Source organism: Pseudomonas cannabina (assembly GCF_900100365.1).
GTDB classification, from domain to species: Bacteria; Pseudomonadota; Gammaproteobacteria; order Pseudomonadales; family Pseudomonadaceae; genus Aquipseudomonas; species Aquipseudomonas cannabina.
The window spans coordinates 1,605,701-1,627,471 of record NZ_FNKU01000001.1; the positions used below are offsets into that span (position 1 = coordinate 1,605,701).

Below are 21,771 nucleotides of genomic sequence, written 5' to 3' on the forward strand. Positions count from 1 at the left end.
TCAGGTTATCGGTCGATGCTGTTCAGCCCGACCGGTCATTTCCCGTCAATCTGTGCCTGAGTGTAAAAGCCGTCGGTGACCAGCAGGTCGATGTTGTCTTTGGTCAATGGCGTCGGTGCCAGCAGAATGGTGTCGACCTTTTTGCTACCGTTGTCGTACTGCGAACTGAAGGCCGGCTTTTCGCCGCGTGCCAGTTGTACCGAGAGTTTGGCGGCCTCGGTGGCAATCAGTTTCAATGGTTTGTAAACGGTCATGGTCTGCGTGCCATCTTTTACTCGCTTGATCGCCGCCAAGTCAGCGTCCTGCCCCGAGATGGGCACCTTGCCCGCCAGCTTTTGCGTGGCCAGCGCTTGTATGGCCCCTCCGGCAGTCGCGTCATTGGAGGCGACGATGCCAGCAATCTTGTTGTCATTGCGGGTCAGGGCGTTTTCCACAATGCTCAGCGCCTCGATTGGGTTCCATTCCTTCACCCACTGTTGCCCGACAATCTTGATGTCGCCCTTGTCGATGGCCGGCTGGAGCACTTTCATCTGACCTTCGCGCAGAATCTTCGCGTTGTTGTCTGTCGGCGCGCCACCGAGCAGGAAGTAATTGCCCTTGGGCGCGGCGGCGAGCACACCACTGGCCTGCATTTCGCCGACTTTTTCGTTATCGAAAGAGATGTAGGCGTCGACGTCAGCGTTCAGAATCAGCCGGTCATAAGACACGACCTTGATGTTGGCTTTCTTGGCTTCGGCAATGGCGTTGGTCAATACCGTGGCGTTGAACGGCACGATGACAATCACATCCACGCCTCGGGAAATCAGGTTCTCGATCTGCGAAATCTGCTTTTGCTCGTTGGCATCAGCTGATTGCACAAAGACCTTGGCGTCCAGCTTTTCGGCCGCTGCAACGAAGTAATCCCGGTCTCTTGCCCAGCGCTCCAGGCGCAAGTCGTCAATCGAAAAGCCGATCTTCGGGAGGGCAGAATCGGCCATGACCGGCAGGGACAGAAGTGCCAGTGCACTGGCCAACAGCGTGCGTTTCAGGGTGTTCATGAGGTGCGTCCTTTTATTGTTGTTGGAAGACACTGCCAGGCATCGGTGAGGATGCCGATAAAACGGTAGAGCGTTAACGGGCGCCGCGTGCGTGGCGTTGTCGCAAGAAGTCACGGCGACCCCCGGCCTGGCCTGTCATCAGGTATAGACAAACCGGTTGACCAAGCCTTCGAGCCATTCCTGTCGACCGCTGACCGCCTGTGGGTTCAGTTCATGGGCGAACGCATGCTCGGCCAGTGAAGCAAGACTGAATTCGCCCGCAAGCACCGATTGTCCGAACGGCTGCTGCCAACCGGCATAGCGCTGATCCTTGAACTGTTGCAACACGTCGTTCTGCAGCATGGCCGCAGCCCGCTCCAGCGACAGGGCGAGCACATCCATCGCTGCAACATGGCCGTAAAACAGATCGACTTCGTCGAGGCTTTGACGCCGCACCTTGGAATCGAAATTGTAGCCGCCATTGCCGAAACCACCGGCCTTCAGGATTTCATAGGTGGCAAGGGTCATTTCCTCGACGCTATTGGGAAACTGGTCGGTGTCCCAGCCGTTCTGCGGATCGCCACGATTGGCGTCGATGCTGCCGAAAATGCCCAGCGAGACGGCAGTGGCGATCTCGTGATGAAAGCTGTGTCCGGCCAGCGTGGCATGGTTGGCCTCGATGTTGACCTTGATCTCGTTTTCCAGGCCGTACTGCTGCAGAAATCCGAAAACCGTGGCGCTGTCGTAGTCGTACTGATGCTTGGTCGGCTCCTGTGGTTTAGGCTCGATCAGCAGGTCGCCTTTGAAACCGATCTTGTGCTTGTGCTCGACCACCATGCGCATGAATCGCCCCAGTTGTTCGCGTTCGTGCTTCAGGTCGGTGTTAAGCAGCGTTTCATAACCCTCGCGACCGCCCCACAGCACATAGTTGGCGCCTTTGAGACGCAGGGTCGCGTTCATGGCACTGAACACCTGGGCTGCGGCATAGGCGAACACCTCTGGGTCGGGATTACTGGCCGCACCTGCGGCAAAGCGCGGGTTGCTGAAACAATTGGCGGTGCCCCACAGCAGTTTGATCCCGCTCTGTTCCTGATGGCGCTCCAGATGATCGATCATCTGCGCGAAGTTGTGGCGGTATTCCTTGATCGAGCTGCCTTCTGGAGCAACGTCTGTGTCATGGAAGCTGTAATAGTCGATGCCCAGTTTGGAGAAGAACTCGAACGCCGCTTCAGCCTTGCCGATGGCCAGCTCCATCGGATCACCGACGCGCTGCCAGGGGCGCTTGAACGTGCCGACACCGAACATGTCCGCGCCTGGCCAGACGAAGGTGTGCCAATAGCAGGCAGCCATGCGCAAGTGTTCGCGCATGGGTTTGCCGAGGATCAGCTGGTCGGCGTTGTAATGGCGAAAGGCAAGGGGCGAGTCGCTGTCGGGGCCTTCGTAGATAACCTTGTCGACAGTGGGGAAGTACGTCATCTGCGTTTTCCTTGTTGTTATGGGCGATGCCTCGATACTAGGCTCTGTACGAAAAGTGGCTGCGCTCGGTGATGCTGCGTTAAAAACAGGCTCGGAATGCTCATTTACAACCCGTAGACTCCGCTTCCTCGCCTGTTTTTGCCTTGCCTGACCTTCGCTCGCCGACTTTTCATACAGAGCCTAGCAACGGCCCTGTGCCTGCTGATTATGAAAATCATCAACCGACAGTGCGATTTTGAGTATTGAGATTCGCCGTGCACGCGCCTAGGCTGTCGAAAAGCTTCGCGCTTCCGGATCGGTATAAAAACAATGAAAACCGTACCTCCTGTGCACCGTATCGCGCTGTTATTCAATGGCAGCAAAATCTACGATCGCGGCATTATCAGTGGCATTGGCAATTACCTCAGCAGCACTCGCGTATCCTGGGATCTGTTCCTCGAAGAAGATTTTCTCTGTCGCCTGAAAGGCATCGAGCGCTGGCAGGGCGACGGAATCATTGCCGACTTCGACGACCCGTTGATCGGCGAGGCACTGGCCGGCATCAGATTGCCGGTCGTGGCGGTCGGTGGCTCTTATCAGGATGCGCGTGCCTACCCGAAAGGCATTCCGTATGTCGCCACCGACAATCACGCGCTGATCGAGGCGGCTTACCAACACTTGATCGAAGCCGGGCTGACACGGTTTGCCTGCTTCAGCCTGCCTGAGGCGCAAGCCAATCGCTGGGCGCAGGAGCGGGAGACAGCCTTTCGCCGGTTGCTTCAGCGCGATGGGCTGCAGGTCGAGATCTATCGCGGCATGGGCACCAGCGCTCCGCTTTGGGACAGTGCCGTCGAGCAGCAGATCGCCTGGCTGCACAGCCTGCCTAAACCCGTCGGCATCATCGCCGTGACCGACGCGCGCGCCCGGCAATTGCTACAGGCCTGCCTGACCGCCGGGATTGCCGTGCCCGAGCAAGTGGCACTGATCGGCATCGATAACGACCCGCTGACCCGAACCCTCACCCGCGTACCCCTGAGTTCGGTGATTCAAGGCACCGAGACCATGGGCAGAACCGCTGCGCGCCTGCTTCACCAGATGTTGCACGGCATGCCGTCCACCGGCACACAGATCCTGATTCCACCGGATGCGGTTAACGTGCAGGCTTCAAGCTTGCATCAACCATTGGGTAATCCGTACGTGATGCAAGCCATGCTGTTCATCCGCCAGTACGCCTGTCAGGGCATCAAGACAGCGCAAGTCGCCGCGTATGTGGGCGTATCGCGCTCATCACTGGAATCACACTTTCGCAGGGCGCGCGGCTGCAGCGTGCATGACGAGATCCTGCGCTTCAAACTGGCCGCTGCCGCCAACGGCCTGGAAAGAACCGACTCGGCGATTGCAGAGATCGCCCGCGATTGTGGTTTCAAATCGGCGCAGTACCTGCATACCGTGTTTCGCCGTGAGTTTGGGTGCACGCCGAGGGAGTATCAGGTGAAGGGGAGTGTGGCGGAGCACCATTAGCCGAGCTCCACCCATCAAGCAGCCACCAGGCGTATTGTCCAGAAGTCAGACGACAGATTCGGGTCCATCAGGTAACTGTAGGGCATGGTGAAGTAGCCCTCCATGCCCCATGCGACACCCCATGAGTTACGTACTATGAAACGCTGGTGAGCATCGTCATAACCGACCACCAGCACGCAGTGCCCGCCGAGCATCTTTTCCGCATGGGCGGGCATCGGTGCGTGTCCGGTCTCGGCAACTTTCTTGCTTTCAAAGCTTTCGTACACCGCAAAACCAATGATGAACGGGTATCCCGACGCCAGACAGCCTTTCATTTGATTGAGGTGTTGCGCCACTTTCTGATAAGAAACGGCTTTGTATTTTCTGGCGTCTTTATAACAGGCGGGTGGAGGTTTGATTGCGAACTTGGCAATGTCGTAGGGCCACTCTTTTTCCGGGCAGTCGCCTTGGGCTGCAACCGTTTTGATGCCGTTTCGAATCATCGCACCGCTGTCCGACTTCACGGTATGTTGGATCACGCGTTCGTTGTAATAGATAAATAAACGCGATGGCTCGAAGGCGGGCTTCAGTTTCTGTTTCATCCGGTCAAACTGAATGGCTGCTGCAATGCCATTGGCCGTGCAACTGCCAAGTTGTCCCTGGTCATAGACGGGAGGGCAGTGTTTTCTCAGGTCAATCGAGTGCGGAAGTGCTGTCAGCGTAGCAATGGGGGCCGCGTATAAGTGGTCGCGATGATCCGGCAGGTCTCGAATCCAGCCATACTGCTTTACGGTATAGGTCATCATCTGTGTCCTGTTGAAAGGCGATGAAAACATCATTGAACGCAGGTGCGAACAATAAGGCCGCTGGCACCATGTAAGCAGGTTTGACTCAGTGAATCAGTGAAGATATTTTTAGTGCTTAGTGTGCTAAATGTCGCCCAGATAGCCATCATTGATGATGTTTTGCGATTGGCAATAAGGCTTCTTGATACGGATGTTTGATAGTGTATTTTGGCATCTACAGTGCGCGTCCAGCCCCACTCATAAACATCCTGACCGCCTGATCTACCAGTCTCTCCACCTCGGACATCGGCATGGGTGCAGGTTCCTGCTGGAACAGCCGCTCGCCGGTTTCGGCTGTTAATAGAGACAAGAATTGCCTGGCCCTCAATCCGGGGCAGGCGTCGGCCAGGTCTCCACTCGCCATTGCACGCGACATCAGGTCCGAAAGTACGTCGATGCACTGACTGGGGCCGCTGTCATGGAACAGCTTGCCGATGTCTGAACGACCGGATTCCGACAGAACCAGTCGGTAGACATTGATGGCTTTTGAGTCGTGGGTGAGCACGCTCATCATCTTGCGCCCGAAGCGGACCAGTGTTTCGTGCAGCGCACTGTCGTCCGATGCCTGCAGCAGAGAGGCCAGAGCATCATACAAATGGGAGGTTGCGTACATCTTCACCACGGCGCCGAACAGATCCTCTTTGCAGCGAAAGTATCCGTAGAGCGTCGCTTTCGACCCGCCCAAGCGTCGTGACACCTCGGTCATCGAGGCGCCGTCGTAGCCGAGTTCGAGAAATACATCGGCGGCGACTCCGACAATGGTCAGGTGACGTGCTTCGGTGCGTGCTTTCATCAGTCCTCCATAAGCGTACCGAATGGTACATTTAAATTGACAGCGCGTCAGCTCCGGGCTAAAACATACACCGCCGTACACTTATGAGTTTCCGGTGCCGGGAGGCAGCAGCTTTTCACTGCACAGCCTGTAATCGTCGAGTGTGTGCTCGACAGTGACGTTGCAAAACGGCGACGTTGCAAGAAGAGAGGTAGAGGCATGCAAACGATACAGTTACATGAAATGCTGACTGTCCATTTACACATCGACACGCCGCAATCACTATTCCAGCCTCGGCAAGGCCAACGCAGCAGCAGCAGCAGCAGCAGCAGCAGCAGCAGCAGCAGCGGGATACTGGGAGGTGAGTTTCAGGGCCAATGCCTGCGAGGCAAGGTTGTTCCGGGGGGCAGTCTTTTTCTGGTCGCGCAGGATGAAGAACTTGTGCGATTCAGCCTGTATTACACATTGTTGACCGACGACGGCGTCAGCATCGATGTCGTTGGCGAAGGGCTTACTGCCATTGATGGCACTCCCGGCAAGGAGCCGCAGGACAGCGTATTACGGATAGCGGCGTCCTTCAGTCGCTGTACCTGTAATATCCAGTTCAGCGTCCCGGCAGGTGACTATCAATACCTGCAAACACATCTTTACATAGGCCGGGTCCATGTCATGACCGGCAGCGACGAGATGACGATTAGTATCTTCCAGGTTGACGAGACCTGAGGCCTCGCCAACGCTTCACGCCTGATCATTACTTCGCGGCAAAGAAACTCAGCCCCTTACCGATCGCACAGGCATAACTTACCGCGTTGCCCACTGGCTGATACCCCGGAACACTCAGCGTCGTCATGCTGAAATCAGCGGTACCGTTGGAACGGATCTGATAGCGGATGAATTGCTCGATAGGCTTGTTATCGCGGTCCAGAGTGAAATGGGTATCGGAGAACGCCAACGTACCGTCCGCCGTGATGCGGTAGGTTTCTATGCGTTTGCCGCCTTTGGTCTTCGAGGGCTCTGCGCCTTCGACCGAGGATTTGCACTGCCCCAGGTCAATCACGACGGCTACCGATTCTCCGGTATTCAGCGCCTGGGTGATGGCGGGGTAGCTTTTGAGTTCTTCACCTGCATGGGCGAGGGTGGGCAGTGAGAGTGCGAGCAACAGCGCGAAGTGACGTTTCATGGCTTCTCCAGCAATGCAGACTGGCCAGGTGCGCCAGTCAAGTCCGGGGTAGGGTTAGGGGCAAGGGTAATAAAAGCAGGACCAACCCTAGCACAAGGTATTTCCCCGGTGGGCCGCAAATAACAGTGGCACCGCTCTGGCACGGTATTCTTCATCCTTTCTGATCGATGGCCGATAGCGTTGCAGGCGCTAATCTTATCGTCAACCACTGGAAGGGATTGAACATGCTGAGACAGCTGAAGATTGCCGCGCGGACGTCTGTCTGCTTTGCGCTGATGGTCGTTCTGGTAGTAGGGCTCGGTATTTTCAGCCTCGTGCAGCTCCACAGTATTCGTGAACAATCACTGGAGATTGAAAACGACTCGCTGCCGGGTATTGCACTGGGTGATGACATCGCTCTGGCATTCGAAAAAACCCGTACCGCCGTGGTCAAGATGCTGGCGATTCAGGACGCCGCTCAGGTGGCTGAAGCCCACGCAGATTTCATCGATAAAAAGGCCGGCTTTCAAAAAGCCATTCAGGCGTACAGCCCTGTCATCACCGCTGATGACGAAAAAATGCTCGTTACAGGGCTGGCAAACGATTATCAGACCTACACCGACAAGGCCGAGCAAAGCTACGAGCTGGGCAATGACAGCCAGGCGACTGCGGGCAGGCAGGCTGCATGGACCGACATGAGGAGGCTCGCTGACACGATTGAGGCGTCACTTGGCAAACTGGAAAAAATCAACGATGACTCCGAGGCTGACTCCAGCGCGGCCGCTTCGCAAGTCTTCGATAGTGCTCTGGTGGTGACCCAAGTGGTCATGCTGTTGACAGTGTTGATTACCGTGCTGCTTGCCTGGCGCCTGACAAAAAGCCTGGCGGTGCCCATCAGTCTGGCACTGCTGACCTCGGAAACCATTGCAGCCGGTGACCTGCGCCCGACCTCGATCAACCGGGAAGGCGTCGACGAGGCCGCCTTGCTGTTGCAGTCCATGGAGCGCATGCGCGGCAGCCTGAGCAAAACCCTGACCCAAGTGGGTGATGCCGCTCACCAACTGGCGTCTGCCACTGAGGAGATGAGCGCGCTGATGGTCAACAGCAATGCCGACCTGGTGGTGCAGAACAGCGAGATTGAAATGGCCGCCACCGCCGTGACCGAGATGAGCCAGGCGGTGGATGAAGTGGCACGTAATGCGGTGACGACTTCAGAGGAGTCGAAGGCCTCTTCGCTGTCCGCTCGCAAGGGGCAGGATGAGCTGGCCCAGACCGTTACCTCCATTCTCGAGTTGACCCGTAACGTCGGCACGGCATCGGTCGAAGCCCAGGCACTGGCGACCCGCACACTGGACATCAGCAAGGTGCTGGATGTCATTCGCGCTGTCTCCGAGCAGACCAACCTGCTGGCCCTTAACGCAGCGATCGAGGCGGCGCGAGCAGGCGAGGCAGGGCGTGGGTTTGCGGTGGTGGCAGACGAAGTGCGTGCTTTGGCACATCGCACCAGCGAATCGACCCGCGAGATCGAGACCATGGTCGGGCATATTCAGATGGGCACCAAAAGCACGCTGGCGGCGCTTGAAGTCAGTACCGAACAGGCACAGCGCACCAAGCAGCAGGCCGAATCGGCGAATGCCGTACTGGCGACCATTGCCAGCTCGGTCGTGATCATCGACGAGCGCAACACGATGATCGCCAGCGCCTCGGAGGAGCAGGCACTGGTTGCCAGAGAAGTGGACCGCAATCTGGTGCGGATTCGCGACCTGTCGACGCAATCGGCAGTCCGCACCGGGCAAACCGGCAGTGCCAGTCAGTCGCTGGCGGAGCTGGCCAGTGGCCTGACCACCACCTTGAGGCAGTTCAAACTCAGTTAACCGTAAGCGCGTCGTCGCTGTTGTCCAGGCAACAGCGAATCGACAATGTGTTCGGCACCTGCGCCCGCAAACTCCCGCTGATGCTCAGGTCTTGTGGGGCGAACTTGCTCGCGAAGCGGTCAGTCCCCCGAAAAATATGGCGTCTGGACCCTTGTTTTCATGAGCGATGCGGATTGCCGCCCCGGTCACTCCTGCAGGCGCCTTCGGTCACATCGCGACTGCAGCCAAAGCCCTGTTTTTCGGGTTCTTCAACCTTTGTGCAAAACAATAAGTGCGTAGCGCCAAGGCTTTGGGCATGACCTGTGCACTGCTGATCGGGATCGTTTTCCTGAGCCAGCGGAGCTACCCGAATGCCTGATGCCGTTCCTGTTGCCAAGCCAACCCCTTCCACGCCAACCCGCCTGTCTGCACTTTGGCGCACTATGGCGCTGACCCTGTTTGCCACCAGCCTCGCTGCAACGGCGCATGCCGATGACAGTGACGTGCCTTCGCTGGCGGGCAAACGCATTGCGATCAGCATGACTGGCACTAGTCACTACTTTGATATCAAGACGTTTCAGGCTCAGGTCGATGAGGTCAAACGCCTTGGCGGCACGCCGATCACGCTTGACGCAGGCCGCAATGACAAGAATCTGGTCAATCAATTACAGACCGTGGTCACGCAAAAACCGGATGCAGTCATCCAGACCCTGGGCACGCTCAGCGTTATCGATCCGTGGCTCAAACGCATCAGCAAGGCAGGCATTCCGCTATTCACCATCGATGCGCCGTCGCAGTACAGCCTCAACAACACCACGTCCGACAACGTCGCGACCGGCAAGGCGCTGGCCGGGCAGTTGATCAAGGACGCAGGCGGCAAGGGCAATATTCTGGTATTCAACGGTTTTTATGGCGTGCCGGTCTGCGCCATTCGTTATGACCAGCTCAAGCTGGCGCTCAAGGATCATCCGGAGCTGAAAATCATCGAGCCCGAACTGCGTGATGTGATTCCCAACACGGTTCAGGACGCTTACTCGCAAGTAACGGCGTTGCTCAACAAATACCCCAAAGGCAGCGTTACGGCGATCTGGGCAGCCTGGGACATTCCGCAACTGGGTGCCAGCAAGGCACTGATCGATGCCGGGCGTACCGAGATCAAGACCTATGGCGTCGATGGCACGCCGGAAGTGCTGGAACTGATGCGCCGTGACAACTCGCCAGTCGGTGCAGTGGTTGCGCAACAGCCTGCGCTGATCGGCAAGACCGCCGTGCAGAACGTCGCCCGTTATCTGGCCGGGCAGCGTGATCTGCCCAGGGAAACACAGGTTCCGACGTTGCTGACCACCGCGGCCAACCTGCCGGACGTACAAAAGCTGCGCGGCGACAACTGACGCGAGGGGGTTGATCATGGTTTCAGCGAAGATGCAGGCTGCAACGCTGCCTGCCTTGCACCTGACAGGCATCAGCAAACGCTTTGGCGCGACGCAGGCGCTGGACAGCGTCAATCTGCGCGTCGACCCGGGGACGATTCACGGTCTGGTCGGTGAGAACGGCGCAGGCAAGTCGACGCTGATCAAAGTGCTGGCCGGCATTCATCGTGCAGACGCAGGCAGCCTGAGCATTCACGGTCAGCGGTTCGATGCTGTCACGCCGCGCCAGGTCGAGGCCCTGGGGGTGCATTTCATCCACCAGGAGCGGCTGCTGCCGGGCAGTTTCACAGTGGGCGAGGCGCTGTTTTTTGGTCAGGAGATCAAGCGCGGTCTGTTCGTCGACCGGCGTGCCCAGGATCGCGAGGCGACCCGGCTGCTGGAGGATTACTTTGCCATGCGCCTGCCAGCGGGAGCACTGGTACGCGATCTGGACAGCGCTCAGCGGCAGGTCCTGCAGATCACCCGCGCGCTGCTGGCCAAACCCAGGGTGCTGGTGTTCGACGAGCCGAGCGTATCGCTGGTCAAGCAAGAGGTGGATCGGCTGCTGGCCATCGTGCGCCGTTTGCGCGATGAAGGCCTGACGATTCTGTACATCTCCCATTACCTTCAGGAAATCGAATCGCTCTGCGATCAGGTCACGGTGCTGCGCAATGGCCGCGATGTGGCCGTGGTCGATCCGGCAACCACCAGCACCGCGCAGATTGCCCGGTTGATGGTCAATCGCGATGTGGGCGAGCAGTACATTCGCGCACCGACTGTTCCCGGTACCGATGTCCTTCAACTGCGTGGGCTTGGGGCAGGGCGGTACTACGATGCTGTCGACCTCAGCATACGGCGTGGCGAAGTGGTCGGCCTGACCGGACTGGTCGGCTCGGGCGCCAAAGAGCTGCTGAAAAGCCTGTTCGGGCTGCTCAAGCCGGAGCGCGGCGAGCTGCTGTTGAATGGCCAGCCCTTGCAACTGAAATCGCCCCGCGATGCAGTGCGCCACGGCATTGCGCTGGTCCCCGAAGAGCGCCGCACTCATGGCGTGGCACCAGCCCTTTCCGTGCTGGAAAACATCACGCTGGCCAGCCTCGGACGATTCAGCCGCCGTGGCTTGCTTGATGGCCCTGCTCAGGCCCGAGAGAGTGAACGGCTGATCGCTGAACTGGCGATCAAGACGCCTGGTGCTGATGCCGCAGTACAGCTGCTCAGTGGCGGCAATCAGCAAAAAGTCGCGCTGGCCAAGTGGCTGAGTCGGCATTCTTCACTGTATTTGCTGGACGAGCCCAGCGTGGGTGTCGACATCGGTGCCAAGGTGGAAATTTACCGGCTGATCGCGCGGCTTGCCGAGGCTGGCGCAGCCGTACTGGTGCTGTCCTCTGACTTGCCGGAACTGATCGGCATCACCCATCGCATCGTGGTCCTGCACCGAGGGCGCATTGCCGGCGAGTTCGATTCTCAAGCGACCGACAGCGACCAATTGCTGGCCTGTGCCACCGGAGCCAGTGGTAGCGATGAAAACGTTGAACTGATGATTGAGGAGGTCAGGCATGTCCACGCTTGAAGTATTTGCCAGCCCGACCATTGATCCACCCCGGCGGCTGCTTGTGCGCGTGGCGCAGCGTGGTTCGCTGCTGGTGTTTCTGGTGATTCTGCTGGTATTCGCCCTCAGCGCGCCGGGTTTTCTCAGTGTCGGCAACATCAGCAATGTGTTCGCCCAGTCGGCCGTGCTCGGCATTCTGGCGCTGGGCCTGACTTGCGTGGTGATTGGCGGTGGCTCCAATGTGGTCAGCGGCGGGCTGGATCTGTCGCTGGCGGCCAATCTCGGGTTGTGTGCGGCGGTTTACAGCAGCCTGAACAACGCTGGTTTCGAGGCTTGGCAAGCCATATCCCTGACGTTGGCGTGTGGCCTGCTGGTCGGCGCGTTCAATGGTCTGGCGGTGGTGCTGTTACGCCTGCCGCCACTGTTGGCGACCCTCGCGAGCATGAACCTGATCGCCGGGCTGGAACTGGTGCTGACCCAGAACACGGTGCTGGCCACTGATTCCGGGCTGCTGGACAGTCTGGCTTCAGGGGGCTGGCTCGGCATTCCGGCGCTCGCCTGGGTGCTGCTAGGCGTCGCGGCATCATTGTGGTTTTTGATTCAGCACAGCGCCTTTGGCCTGCGCCTGTATGCCATCGGCGAATACCCGCAAGCCGCAAAGGCGGCGGGCCTGAACCTGCAACGCTATGTGTTTGCCAGCTACCTGATCGCCGGTGGCTGCGCGGCCATCGCAGCCTTTTGCTCCGCGGCATTTTTCAGCGGCAGCACCACGGGCTCTGGCGACCTGTTGCTGTCGGTGGTGGCTATCGCCTTTCTCGGGGTAGTGTTCTCGCGCCGTCTGACGGCGAACATTCCCGGCACGTTGCTGGCAACGTTGCTACTGGGTTTCCTGATCAATGGCTTTCAATTACTGAACATTTCCAACTTCTGGGTCAACGGCGTGCAAGGCGTGTTGATTCTGCTGGTGGTGGCATTTTCCGGAGCACTTGACAGACGGGACGGTGAACAATGAGTACCTTGACCCTGAATACGTCGTCGACACTGGTAAAGGTGCTGCCGCGTCTGCTGCCAGCGGTTCTGCCGTTGCTGGTGCTGATCATCCTGCTGTTTTTCGCCATCAATGCACCGGGGTTTCTCAGCTGGGGCAACCTGTCGAGTCTGGTGCTGAACAATTTCGTGCTGCTGGCCATCGTCGCTGTCGGCATGACTTGGGCAGTCGCCGCTGGCGGCATTGATCTGTCGGTGGGCACGGCACTGGATTTTGCCAGCCTTGGTTTTGTGGTGGCACTCAATGGCGGTTACGGTCTGACGGCTGCCATCGCAATTGCTGTGCTGGCGGGCGTTGCGGCCGGTGTGTTCAACGCGCTGCTGATTGCCGGGCTGCGTATTTCGCCGTTTCTGGCAACCCTGGGCACCTTGTTCATCGGCACCAGCGTGCAGCAATTGCTCTCCGACGGCGGCCAGCCGATCTATATCGCTCAAGGCGTGCTGCCGGGGATCAGCGGCGTGGCAATTGTCGGCGTGCCGTTGCCATTGGTGATCGTGGCACTGCTGGCGGGTGTCGACGGCCTGGTGCTGGCGCGCGGACGATTAGGGCGGGAGATTCTCGCCGTGGGGACTCAGCCGCAACTGGCGTACTACTCGGGCCTGTCCACCCGACGCATCGCCGCGCTGGTATTCATCGGCAGTGCGCTGGCCTGCTCGGTGGCAGGCATTCTGCTCAGCGCCACCGTTAACGCCTACGTGCCGATGTCCGGCAACGCCTATCTGATCAACGCGATTGGCGCAGTCTTTATCGGCACGACGCTGAGCCGTCAGGGGCGCCCCAACATTGTCGGCACGCTGCTGGGTGTGTTGTTCATCAACGTCATTGCCAACGGTTTGCTGTTGATTGGCTGGAATTTCTATTGGCAGCAAGTGGCGACCGGGGCGCTGATCTTCGTGGTGCTGGCTTTCAGCTTTGCCAGCCGCCACCTGCTGCGTAACGCGGCCTGAGTGACGTTTCAGGCGCTACCTGTGCCGCCGCCGATCTGCCAGACGAAAGGCGGCTCGGTGCCGTTGATACGCCAGTCACCGACAATCCGCGCCTTGTAAATCAGCGGATTGTGCGACGCCGCCGTTCGCGCATTTCGCCAGTGGCGATCCAGCGCCTTGGTGACGCTGACACCCGACGCGCCCAAGGCGTTGAACAGCTCGGTGGCGGAACGTAGCACCAGTTCCGAGACGATCACCTGTGCTTTGGCGGTCTCGATTTCAGCGGCGATGTTGGCGTTTTTTTCCTCCTGCGCATCGTTGCCGAAGCGCGCCACATAAGCGCGCTGCAAGGGCTCGGTGGAACGCAGGGTAGCGGCTTCTGCGGCATACACTTGCGCGGCGATCTGCCCGACCACCTGTTGCACCTGTGAATCCTGGCTGACGCTGCTGGCATTGCCGTGGCTGAAGATGCGTTTGCGATCGCGTACTTCCTGAGCGATGTCGCGCTCGACCGCCCGACCGATGCCCGCCAATACCGCCAGCAGCACCAATTGATAAAACGCGGTCTGGTACTTGAAGCGCTCTTCGAACGGGATGACATGGGTCGCAGGCAGCGGCACATTGTCGTAGACCGAGGTGCCGCTGCCGGTGGTGCGCTGGCCGAATCCGTCCCAGTCATCGCTGTGGCGCACGCCAGCGTGCCGGGCATTGACCACCGCAATCACATCGGCGCCGTTGTCGGCGCGCTGTGCGTAAACGTCGATCCAGTCGGCGAAGATGCTGCCGGTGCTGTAGAACTTGGTGCCGTTGAGCACAAAACCGTCGCCTTGAGGACTGACCTTGGTGATCACGTCACCGATTTTTACCGCGCCGACTTCGGTCCAGCGATTGCCGACCAGATCCCCTGCGATAAAGCGCGCAAACCACGTGTCACGGTCTGTACCCGGTGGCGCATTCAGGCGGTCTTCGACAAAGGCGAAATGCGCCCGCAAGGCCTGCGGAATGTTCGAGTCGGCTTCCGCCAGTTCTATCAACAGCTGAAAGAGCTGACCGACCGATGCACCTGCACCGCCATATTCGGAGGGGACACGCACGGCGCCGAACCCGGCTTTCTTCAGCCATTCAATTGGTTCGTAGGGCAGGGTACGGGCTTTTTCACGTTCAACGTTGCCCGCGCTGATCTCACGGAAGATCGGCCGGAAGCGGTTGGCCAGCGTTTCGTAATCGGTGCCCAGCGAGAGTGGGTTCGAGCCGGTTGATTGAGTCATGGAGTGCTCCTGAGCAGATCGGGCCCTTGAACAAGTCGGGCCGGTGAATGGATCGTTCAGCTCGGTGCATGCTTCGTGCCTGGAACTAAGTCATTGAATACAAGGTTTATTTTTCCAGCAGACAGGCTTGCCTGTTGCGAAGGCAACAGTTACGCAACAGCTTGCCAGCAAACCGCACATCAGAGCTGCGCCGCGCGGGCCGCTGTTCTTCCAGCAACAGTGTTCGGACATTTTGTCGGTTGTGATGCCGCCAGCTATTAAGACACTTACGTAACTATCTGTTTTTAATCATTAATATTTTCGGCACGTACTGTGCACTGTTCAAGGCCAAGCGTGTTGAGTGTCCTCAACCTGTCGCCAACGATCAGGAGCCAGTCCATGAGCAACCCAGTCGCAACTCCACTTGCCACACCGCCCCGAGCGCATGTAATTGCCTCTGACGCCGAAGCCATCGAGATCGCCAAAGCACTGGCCAGCCGCTTTGCCGAACAGGCTTCGTTACGTGACCGCGAACGCCGTCTGCCGGTTGCCGGTTGCCGAGCTGGATGAATTCTCGGCCAGCGGCCTGTGGGCTATCACCGTGCCCAAAGCTTATGGCGGTGCTGGCGTTTCCTACGTCACCGTTGCTGAGGTGATCAAGATCATCTCGGCCGCCGACTCTTCGCTCGGGCAAATCCCGCAAAACCATCTTGGTGTACTCGACGTTCTATTGCAGACCGGCACCGAGGAGCAAAAGCGCCATTACTTCGGCAAGGCGCTGGCGGGTTACCGCTTCGGCAACGCGTTCTCGGAGTCGAAAAGTAAAAACGCCGGAGCCTTCCAGACGCGCATTCGTTTTGAGGGCGAACACGCGGTGCTGGACGGCGAAAAGTTCTACTGCACCGGCGCATTGTTCGCGCATATCGTGCCGGTAGCCGGCGTCAACGAACAAAACCAGGCCTTCTTCGCCTTTGTCGAACGTGACAATCCGGGCCTGACCATTATCGATAACTGGGACGGCTTCGGGCAGCGCACCACAGCCAGCGGCGGCGCGGTGTTGAAGGATGTGCGCGTGCCATCCAGCGCGGTGATTCCGGCTCATCGGGCGTTCGATGAGCCGACCGCCGACGGGCCGATTTCGCAGATCATTCAGGCCGCAGTGGACACCGGCATCGCCCACGGCGCCTTCGAGGAAACCCTCAAACACGCCCGTCTGGCCCGGCCCTGGATCGACAGCAAGCAGGATTTCGGCTGGCAGGACCCGTTCAGCATTGCCACCATCGGTGATCTGCAATGGCGGCTGCATGGCACCGACGCGATTCTCGCCAAAGCCGGGCAGGCCATCGATCAGGCGCTGGCCGAGCCAAGCGAAAGCAGCGTTGCGCACGCTTCAGTGATTGTCGCTCAAGCCAAAGTGCTGTCGGCGCAGATCGCCTTGCTGGTCAGCAGCAAATTGTTCGAGCTGGCGGGCACCCGCTCGGTGTCGGGCACGCTCAACCTTGATCGCTACTGGCGCAATGCCCGTACCCACACGCTGCATGACCCCGCGCGCTGGAAATATCACCTGATCGGCAATCACGTACTCAACGGTATCGCGCCGCCGCGTCACGCCTGGAACTGATCAAGGAGCACACTCATGCCTCATCCCGCTGTCACCGCACAACTGGCGGTCGCCACCGAAGACCTCGGCCTTGCTCGTCACGGCCTGCAACTCATCCTCGATGACCTGCGTGAGCGCGGCCAGCCATGGCCGCTCAGCAATCTGCAACGCATTGTCGATGACCCCTACGTGATCAGCAAAATCGGCGATCTGCAGATTCGGCTGGACGTCGCCGCCGCATTGCTGGAGCGCGCCCAGGGCCTGGATGGCCCGCCCGAGCAGCGCCTGATCGCCAGCAGCGAGGCGGTGATTGCCAGTGCCGATGCGTTGCAGGCGGTCGGCAACGTTCACCGGACAACGCCTTGCGCTGCCAGCACAGGCCGGTCGCGAACCGTTGCGCTGGCACTATCAGGTCATCGGCAATCAACGCCTCAACGGCGTCGTACCGCCGCAGCTTCAGGAGTAAGTGTATGTCTCGTCAAATACGCCTTAACGCCTTCGACATGAATTGCGTGGGTCATCAATCGCCGGGGCTGTGGGCGCATCCGCGGGACCGTTCGTGGCAGTACAAGGACCTCGAATACTGGACCGATCTGGCCAGAATTCTTGAGCGCGGCAAGTTCGACGGGCTGTTTATCGCTGACGTGCTGGGCATTTACGACGTTTATCGCGGCAACGGTGAGGCGGCGATTCGCCAGGCTACGCAAGTGCCGGTCAATGACCCGTTGCAGTTGATCCCGCCCATGGCGCTGGTGACCGAGCACCTGGGCTTTGGCCTGACGGCGTCGCTGTCGTTCGAACACCCGTACCCGTTCGCCCGCCGTCTTTCGACGCTGGATCACCTGACCAAGGGCCGTGCGGGCTGGAATATCGTCACGTCTTATCTGGAAAGCGGCGCGAAGAACCTGGGGCAGAAAACCCTGACCGAGCACGATGCGCGCTACGACTATGCCGAGGAGTACCTGGAGGTTTGCTACAAACTCTGGGAAGGCAGCTGGGAGGACGGCGCGATTCTGCGTGACCGGGAGCGGCGGGTGTTCAGCGACCCGAGCAAAATCCACGAGATTCGTCACGTCGGCAAACACTTTCAGGTGCCCGGCATCCACTTGTGCGAGCCTTCGCCGCAACGCACGCCGGTGCTCTATCAGGCGGGCGCTTCGAGCCGGGGCAAGCAGTTTGCCGCCGAGCATGCCGAGTGCGTGTTCGTCGCGGCACCTTCCAAAGTCCTGTTGAAAAAGACTGTGGCCGATATCCGTCGTCGCACCGCCGAGGCGGGTCGCGACTCGTCCAAAGTGCTGATTTTCAATTTGCAGACGGTGATCCTCGGCGAGACTGACGCCAAGGCGAAAGCCAAATTCGAGGAGTACAAAAGCTGGGTCAGTTATGAGGGTGCAATGGCCCTGATTTCCGGCTGGACCGGCATCGACTTCAGCCAGTTCAAGCCCGATGAGCCACTGCGGCATGTGCACACCAACGCCATCCAGTCGGCGGTCGAGACCTTTTCCACTGCCGACCCGAACACCGTCTGGACGCCGCGGGCACTGGCTGACTGGGTCGGTATCGGCGGTTTCGGGCCCTTGTTTGTCGGCAGCCCGGAAACCGTGGCGGACCTGTTGCAGGAATGGGTTGAGGAGACGGACGTCGACGGTTTCAATCTGGCCTACGCGCTGACCCATGAAACCTTCATCGATGCGGTCGATTTGCTGGTCCCGGAGCTGCAGAAGCGCGGTGTTTACAAGAACGAATATGCCAAAGGCACTTTACGCGAGAAGTTGTTTGGCGACGGGCCGAGGTTGGAAACCGGGCATCCGGGTGCCGGCTTTCGGGACCTTGCTGCGCTGAATCGCAATCGCCAGACGGAGAGTGCCTGACGGCGCGCAGTCAAGATTGGACGCAGAGCGTCCAGAACGGCATGCCGACGCGGAGCGTCGCACGATAATCGCGACTATTGTTCCTCTCGCTCCGCGTCCGATTCTCAGCGCGGCCTGCCTCACAGCTCTAGTTTGTACCCCACGCCATAAAGCGACTGAATCGGGTCTTGCCCAGGGCAGGCCTGTTCCAGTTTGCGGCGCAGGTTGCGGATGTGGCTGTCGACGGTGCGGTCGGTCACTACGCGATGGTCCGAGTAGAGCCTGTCCAGCAGGTGGTCGCGGGAAAAGACCCGGCCCGGTGAGCGGGCGAAGGTGGCCAACAGGCGCAGCTCAACCGGGGGCAGGTCCAAAGCGACGCCGTTGAATGAGGCATGATAATGCGCTTCGTCAACCTGCAAGCCTTTGGCGGCCTGCGGATCGGCGGCTGACGTGCGACGCAGGATGGCTTTGACGCGGGCGACCATTTCACGCGGGCTGAAGGGCTTGCAGATGTAGTCATCCGCACCCAGATCCAGGCCCAGCAGACGGTCGATTTCCTCGACCCGTGCGGTGATCATGATGATCGGCACAGCGCTGAAACTGCGCAGCTCCTTGCAGATGTCCATGCCGTCGCGACCGGGCAGCATGATGTCGAGCAGAATCAGTTGCGGGTCATGAGGCAATTCGAGGCTTACATGCTCAAACAGCCGGAAGTCGATGCGTTGATCAGTATTTCCGGGCTCGGGATGGGAGGTAACAGTCAGAACACCGCCAGGGCGCTCATCAAGTTGAAGGACTGGAGCGAGCGAAGCGGTAAAGGGCAAAGTGCGGCGCAGGTTGCCCAACGGGCGACCATGGCCATGGCCAGCATCGGCGACGCCAGTGTGTTCGTCATGCAGCCGCCCGCTGTGCGTGGTCTGGGGCAGAGTTCGGGCTTCGACGTGCAACTCAAGGACCTGGGCGGCGTCGGGCACGAAGCGCTGGTCGAAGCCCGTGAAACGTTTATTGAAAAAGCACGAAAGGACCCGAACATGCTCGGCGTGCGCAGTAATGGTCTGGATGATACGCCGCAGTTGAAGGTGACGATCGATGACCGTAAAGCGGGTGCACTGAGTCTCTCGACCAGCGATATCAATTCGACCCTGTCCACGGCGCTGGGCGGCAGCTACGTCAATGATTTCCTCAATCAGGGACGTGTGAAGAAGGTCTATGTGCAGGGGGAGGCCGCTTCGCGCATGCAGTCGGCGGATCTGGACCATTGGTTCGTGCGCAACGCCAATGACGAAATGGTGCCGTTCTCATCGCTTGCCAGCAGTGGCTGGAGTTACGGCTCACCCTTGCTGGAGCGTTATAACGGCAACTCGTCGCTGGAAATCGTCGGCGACCCTGCGCCTGGCGTCAGTTCCGGCACCGCTATGGATGCGGTTGAAGCAATAATCAGGCAGTTGCCTGAAGGCATTGGTTACGAATGGACCGGGCAGTCTTATCAGTTGCGGCTGTCCGGCTCGCAGGCACCCATGCTCTATGCCATTTCTGTGCTGTTCGTGTTCCTGTGCCTGGCAGCGTTGTACGAAAGCTGGTCGGTGCCGTTCTCGGTCATGCTGGTGGTGCCACTGGGTATCGTCGGTGCGGTTCTGGCAACCAAGGCCAGTGGCCTGAGCAACGACGTGTACTTTCAGGTCGGGCTGCTGACCACCGTCGGCCTTGCGGCGAAGAACGCCATTCTGATCGTCGAGTTCGCCAGGCATCTGCAAGAGCAGGGCAAGACTTTGCACGAAGCCACCCTGATCGCTGCACGGCAGCGCTTGCGTCCGATTCTCATGACGTCGCTGGCGTTCATGTTCGGTGTGCTGCCGTTGGCGCTCAGCACTGGCGCGGGCTCCGCAGGGCGTCAGGCGATAGGTACGGGCGTACTGGGCGGCATGTTCAGCGCCACGCTGCTGGGGATTTTCCTGGCACCGCTGTTCTTCGTGGAAGTCCGTCGGCGCGTCAATCGTACGTCAGGCAGTGTTCCCGCAGCTCAACCCACTTCTAAAGGTGAAGCATGATGCGTCTTTTCTGGCTTTCGCTGGCAGTCATAGCGCTGCTTGCCGGCTGCGTGAACCTGGCCCCTGACTATCAGCGTCCGGAAGCACCGGTGCCTGAACAATGGCTGCCGGCGACAGCGCCTGAACCTGCCGCGTCGGCCGGTATGCCGACCGATATCGAATGGCAGGACTTTTTCATCGATAAACGTCTGGTACGCCTGCAAACCCTGGCGTTGACCAACAACCGCGACTTGCGGGTAGCGGCCCTCAACGTCGAAAAAGCACAGGCCCAGTACCGTATAGAGCGTGCGGCAAGCCTGCCGACCATTGATGCCAGTGGCAGCGGAACACGCACTCACACGCCAGCCTCCACCTCCGCGACCGGGCGTTCGTCAACCACTAACGAGTACAGCGCACAGCTTGGTTTGAGCAGCTACAAGCTGGACGTTTTCGGTCGCATAAAAAACCTTCAGGACGAAGCACTTGAAGACTATCTGGCGTTGACCGAAACACGGCGCAGCACGCAGATCAGCCTGATCGCGGAAGTCGCCACAGGCTGGCTGACGCTGGCCGCAGACAATCAACTCCTGAAACTGGCGCAAGACACGCTGACCAGCCAGCAGCAGAGCTATGACCTGACCCTGCGCAGCCATGGTCTGGGCGGTTCCTCCGGGCTGGAAGTGGCTCAGGCGCAAACCACGGTCGAATCGGCCCGTGGCGACGTGGCGCAGTATCGGAGCCAGGTTCTTCAGGACCGCAACGCGTTGCGCCTGCTGGTAGGCAGTGAGATCCCGGACGAGCTTTTGCCGGGTGCCGAAATGCAGACTGTCGCGCAATGGGTTCAGGTACCTGCCGAGCTGCCTTCCAGCCTGTTGCAACGTCGTCCTGATGTATTGAGCGCCGAGCACAGCCTGAAGTCAGCGAATATCGACATTGGTGCAGCGCGTGCAGCGTTTTTCCCCAGTATTACGCTGACGGCCAGTGCGGGCTCCAGCAGCACCAGCCTGTCCGGGCTATTCAAGTCCCGGACCGGAGCCTGGAGTTTTGCACCAGGCATCAGTGTGCCGATCTTCGACGGCGGGTCCAATCGGGCTACGCTGGACTCGGCCAAAATCGAAAGCAAAATCCAGATCGCGACGTATCAGCAGACGATTCAGACTGCTTTCAAGGAAGTCGCCGACGCGCTGGCGGTGCGCAGCACTCTGGATGAACGGGTCGCTGCACAACAGGCCTACACCGATGCCAGCCGCAAGCGCTACGAACTGGCTGATGCCCTGTATCGCGGTGGCTCGCAGAGTTACCTCGAAGCGCTGGAGTCGCAGCGCTCCCTGTATGCCGCCGAGCAGGATCTGATCTCATTGCGCCTGACCGAGCAGAGTAACCGGGTGACCCTCTATAAGGTCATGGGCGGAGGCTGGAATCGATAACGTTTTTCCGGATTACACCTGAATAACTATGCTGCTGGAACGTTTTACCCGTACCGAGTGTAAGGCCTTTGAAGCGGCGCACTGCGGTTTG

The 21,771-nt window shown here is 59.3% G+C and carries 15 protein-coding genes and 4 pseudogenes; 12 read left to right on the forward strand and 7 right to left on the reverse strand.

Translation table 11 applies throughout. The features are described 5' to 3' along the window. Positions 1-35 precede the first annotated feature (35 nt). The gene (xylF, locus tag BLT55_RS07565; RefSeq protein ID WP_054998844.1) at positions 36-1,037 is read right to left on the reverse strand and encodes a D-xylose ABC transporter substrate-binding protein; all 1,002 of its coding nucleotides are present in this window, start codon (positions 1,035-1,037) and stop codon (positions 36-38) included. A 138-nt stretch (positions 1,038-1,175) separates the two neighbouring features. Beyond that, positions 1,176-2,492: a xylose isomerase gene (xylA, locus tag BLT55_RS07570; protein WP_054998843.1), complete on the reverse strand. Its 1,317-nt coding sequence runs from the start codon at positions 2,490-2,492 to the stop codon at positions 1,176-1,178. 309 nt (positions 2,493-2,801) lie between these two features. Here xylA and BLT55_RS07575 point away from each other — a divergent pair, with 309 nt between their 5' ends. Next, on the forward strand, positions 2,802-3,992 hold the full coding sequence (locus tag BLT55_RS07575; protein WP_054998842.1) for a XylR family transcriptional regulator: 1,191 nt from the start codon (positions 2,802-2,804) through the stop codon (positions 3,990-3,992). Between the two features lie 14 nt (positions 3,993-4,006). Here the strand turns inward: BLT55_RS07575 and BLT55_RS07580 are convergent, their stop codons facing one another. Continuing rightward, positions 4,007-4,774, reverse strand: coding sequence for a C1 family peptidase (locus BLT55_RS07580; protein ID WP_054998841.1), 768 nt, complete (start codon positions 4,772-4,774; stop codon positions 4,007-4,009). A gap of 217 nt (positions 4,775-4,991) precedes the next feature. Beyond that, positions 4,992-5,609, reverse strand: a complete 618-nt coding sequence (locus BLT55_RS07585; RefSeq protein WP_054998840.1) for a TetR/AcrR family transcriptional regulator — start codon at positions 5,607-5,609, stop codon at positions 4,992-4,994. Between the two features lie 198 nt (positions 5,610-5,807). On the opposite strand from BLT55_RS07585, the gene BLT55_RS07590 reads away from it, so the two are divergent. Next, complete coding sequence (locus BLT55_RS07590) at positions 5,808-6,311, forward strand: DUF3237 family protein (protein WP_074800238.1); 504 nt, start codon at positions 5,808-5,810, stop codon at positions 6,309-6,311. Positions 6,312-6,339: 28 nt separating this feature from the next. Here the strand turns inward: BLT55_RS07590 and BLT55_RS07595 are convergent, their stop codons facing one another. Continuing rightward, positions 6,340-6,768 carry a VirK family protein gene (locus BLT55_RS07595; protein WP_054998838.1) on the reverse strand — a complete coding sequence of 143 codons (429 nt, stop codon included), beginning with the start codon at positions 6,766-6,768 and terminating at the stop codon, positions 6,340-6,342. A 224-nt stretch (positions 6,769-6,992) separates the two neighbouring features. Between BLT55_RS07595 and BLT55_RS07600 the strand changes: the two genes are divergently transcribed. The 5 genes from BLT55_RS07600 to BLT55_RS07620 all read left to right on the forward strand — a co-directional run bounded on the left by BLT55_RS07600 (position 6,993) and on the right by BLT55_RS07620 (position 13,550). Then, positions 6,993-8,621 (forward strand): methyl-accepting chemotaxis protein, encoded by a 1,629-nt coding sequence (locus BLT55_RS07600; RefSeq protein ID WP_054998837.1) that lies wholly within the window; start codon positions 6,993-6,995, stop codon positions 8,619-8,621. A gap of 350 nt (positions 8,622-8,971) precedes the next feature. After that, positions 8,972-9,991, forward strand: coding sequence for a sugar ABC transporter substrate-binding protein (locus tag BLT55_RS07605; protein ID WP_054998836.1), 1,020 nt, complete (start codon positions 8,972-8,974; stop codon positions 9,989-9,991). Positions 9,992-10,007: 16 nt separating this feature from the next. Beyond that, the gene (locus tag BLT55_RS07610; RefSeq protein WP_054998852.1) at positions 10,008-11,576 is read left to right on the forward strand and encodes a sugar ABC transporter ATP-binding protein; all 1,569 of its coding nucleotides are present in this window, start codon (positions 10,008-10,010) and stop codon (positions 11,574-11,576) included. Further along, complete coding sequence (locus tag BLT55_RS07615) at positions 11,563-12,567, forward strand: ABC transporter permease (RefSeq protein ID WP_054998835.1); 1,005 nt, start codon at positions 11,563-11,565, stop codon at positions 12,565-12,567. Before BLT55_RS07610 ends, BLT55_RS07615 begins: the two co-directional genes overlap by 14 nt. Beyond that, a complete protein-coding gene (locus tag BLT55_RS07620; RefSeq protein WP_054998834.1) occupies positions 12,564-13,550 on the forward strand; it encodes an ABC transporter permease in 987 nt (328 codons plus the stop codon). The genes BLT55_RS07615 and BLT55_RS07620 overlap by 4 nt, the downstream gene beginning before the upstream one ends. Before the next feature lie 8 nt (positions 13,551-13,558). On the opposite strand, the gene BLT55_RS07625 is transcribed toward BLT55_RS07620, so the two are convergent. Further along, a complete protein-coding gene (locus BLT55_RS07625; RefSeq protein ID WP_054998833.1) occupies positions 13,559-14,797 on the reverse strand; it encodes an acyl-CoA dehydrogenase family protein in 1,239 nt (412 codons plus the stop codon). A 378-nt stretch (positions 14,798-15,175) separates the two neighbouring features. Between BLT55_RS07625 and BLT55_RS07630 the strand changes: the two are divergent. From BLT55_RS07630 to BLT55_RS07640, 3 genes and pseudogenes are all read left to right on the forward strand, one after another. Further along, a pseudogene (locus BLT55_RS07630) lies at positions 15,176-16,397 on the forward strand (SfnB family sulfur acquisition oxidoreductase). Positions 16,398-16,412: 15 nt separating this feature from the next. Continuing rightward, positions 16,413-16,842 (forward strand): annotated as a pseudogene (locus BLT55_RS07635) (acyl-CoA dehydrogenase family protein). 4 nt (positions 16,843-16,846) lie between these two features. After that, positions 16,847-18,247, forward strand: a complete 1,401-nt coding sequence (locus BLT55_RS07640; protein WP_054998831.1) for an LLM class flavin-dependent oxidoreductase — start codon at positions 16,847-16,849, stop codon at positions 18,245-18,247. A gap of 119 nt (positions 18,248-18,366) precedes the next feature. Here the strand turns inward: BLT55_RS07640 and BLT55_RS07645 are convergent. Next, positions 18,367-18,897: pseudogene (locus tag BLT55_RS07645) on the reverse strand (winged helix-turn-helix domain-containing protein); the annotation flags it as partial. Here BLT55_RS07645 and BLT55_RS07650 point away from each other — a divergent pair. After that, a pseudogene (locus tag BLT55_RS07650) lies at positions 18,898-20,274 on the forward strand (efflux RND transporter permease subunit); the annotation flags it as partial. It abuts the pseudogene before it with no gap. Then, positions 20,274-21,680: an efflux transporter outer membrane subunit gene (locus tag BLT55_RS07655; protein ID WP_054998830.1), complete on the forward strand. Its 1,407-nt coding sequence runs from the start codon at positions 20,274-20,276 to the stop codon at positions 21,678-21,680. The pseudogene BLT55_RS07650 and the gene BLT55_RS07655, both read left to right, overlap by 1 nt. Positions 21,681-21,771: the final 91 nt, after the last annotated feature.

Bases quoted from the DNA above. Each gene is read 5' to 3' on its own strand.
- xylF (WP_054998844.1), bottom strand. From the start codon at position 1,037: ATGAACACCCTGAAACGCACGCTGTTGGCCAGTGCACTGGCACTTCTG.
- xylA (WP_054998843.1), bottom strand. From the start codon at position 2,492: ATGACGTACTTCCCCACTGTCGACAAGGTTATCTACGAAGGCCCCGAC.
- BLT55_RS07575 (WP_054998842.1), top strand. From the start codon at position 2,802: ATGAAAACCGTACCTCCTGTGCACCGTATCGCGCTGTTATTCAATGGC.
- BLT55_RS07580 (WP_054998841.1), bottom strand. From the start codon at position 4,774: ATGACCTATACCGTAAAGCAGTATGGCTGGATTCGAGACCTGCCGGAT.
- BLT55_RS07585 (WP_054998840.1), bottom strand. From the start codon at position 5,609: ATGAAAGCACGCACCGAAGCACGTCACCTGACCATTGTCGGAGTCGCC.
- BLT55_RS07590 (WP_074800238.1), top strand. From the start codon at position 5,808: ATGCAAACGATACAGTTACATGAAATGCTGACTGTCCATTTACACATC.
- BLT55_RS07595 (WP_054998838.1), bottom strand. From the start codon at position 6,768: ATGAAACGTCACTTCGCGCTGTTGCTCGCACTCTCACTGCCCACCCTC.
- BLT55_RS07600 (WP_054998837.1), top strand. From the start codon at position 6,993: ATGCTGAGACAGCTGAAGATTGCCGCGCGGACGTCTGTCTGCTTTGCG.
- BLT55_RS07605 (WP_054998836.1), top strand. From the start codon at position 8,972: ATGCCTGATGCCGTTCCTGTTGCCAAGCCAACCCCTTCCACGCCAACC.
- BLT55_RS07610 (WP_054998852.1), top strand. From the start codon at position 10,008: ATGGTTTCAGCGAAGATGCAGGCTGCAACGCTGCCTGCCTTGCACCTG.
- BLT55_RS07615 (WP_054998835.1), top strand. From the start codon at position 11,563: ATGTCCACGCTTGAAGTATTTGCCAGCCCGACCATTGATCCACCCCGG.
- BLT55_RS07620 (WP_054998834.1), top strand. From the start codon at position 12,564: ATGAGTACCTTGACCCTGAATACGTCGTCGACACTGGTAAAGGTGCTG.
- BLT55_RS07625 (WP_054998833.1), bottom strand. From the start codon at position 14,797: ATGACTCAATCAACCGGCTCGAACCCACTCTCGCTGGGCACCGATTAC.
- BLT55_RS07640 (WP_054998831.1), top strand. From the start codon at position 16,847: ATGTCTCGTCAAATACGCCTTAACGCCTTCGACATGAATTGCGTGGGT.
- BLT55_RS07655 (WP_054998830.1), top strand. From the start codon at position 20,274: ATGCGTCTTTTCTGGCTTTCGCTGGCAGTCATAGCGCTGCTTGCCGGC.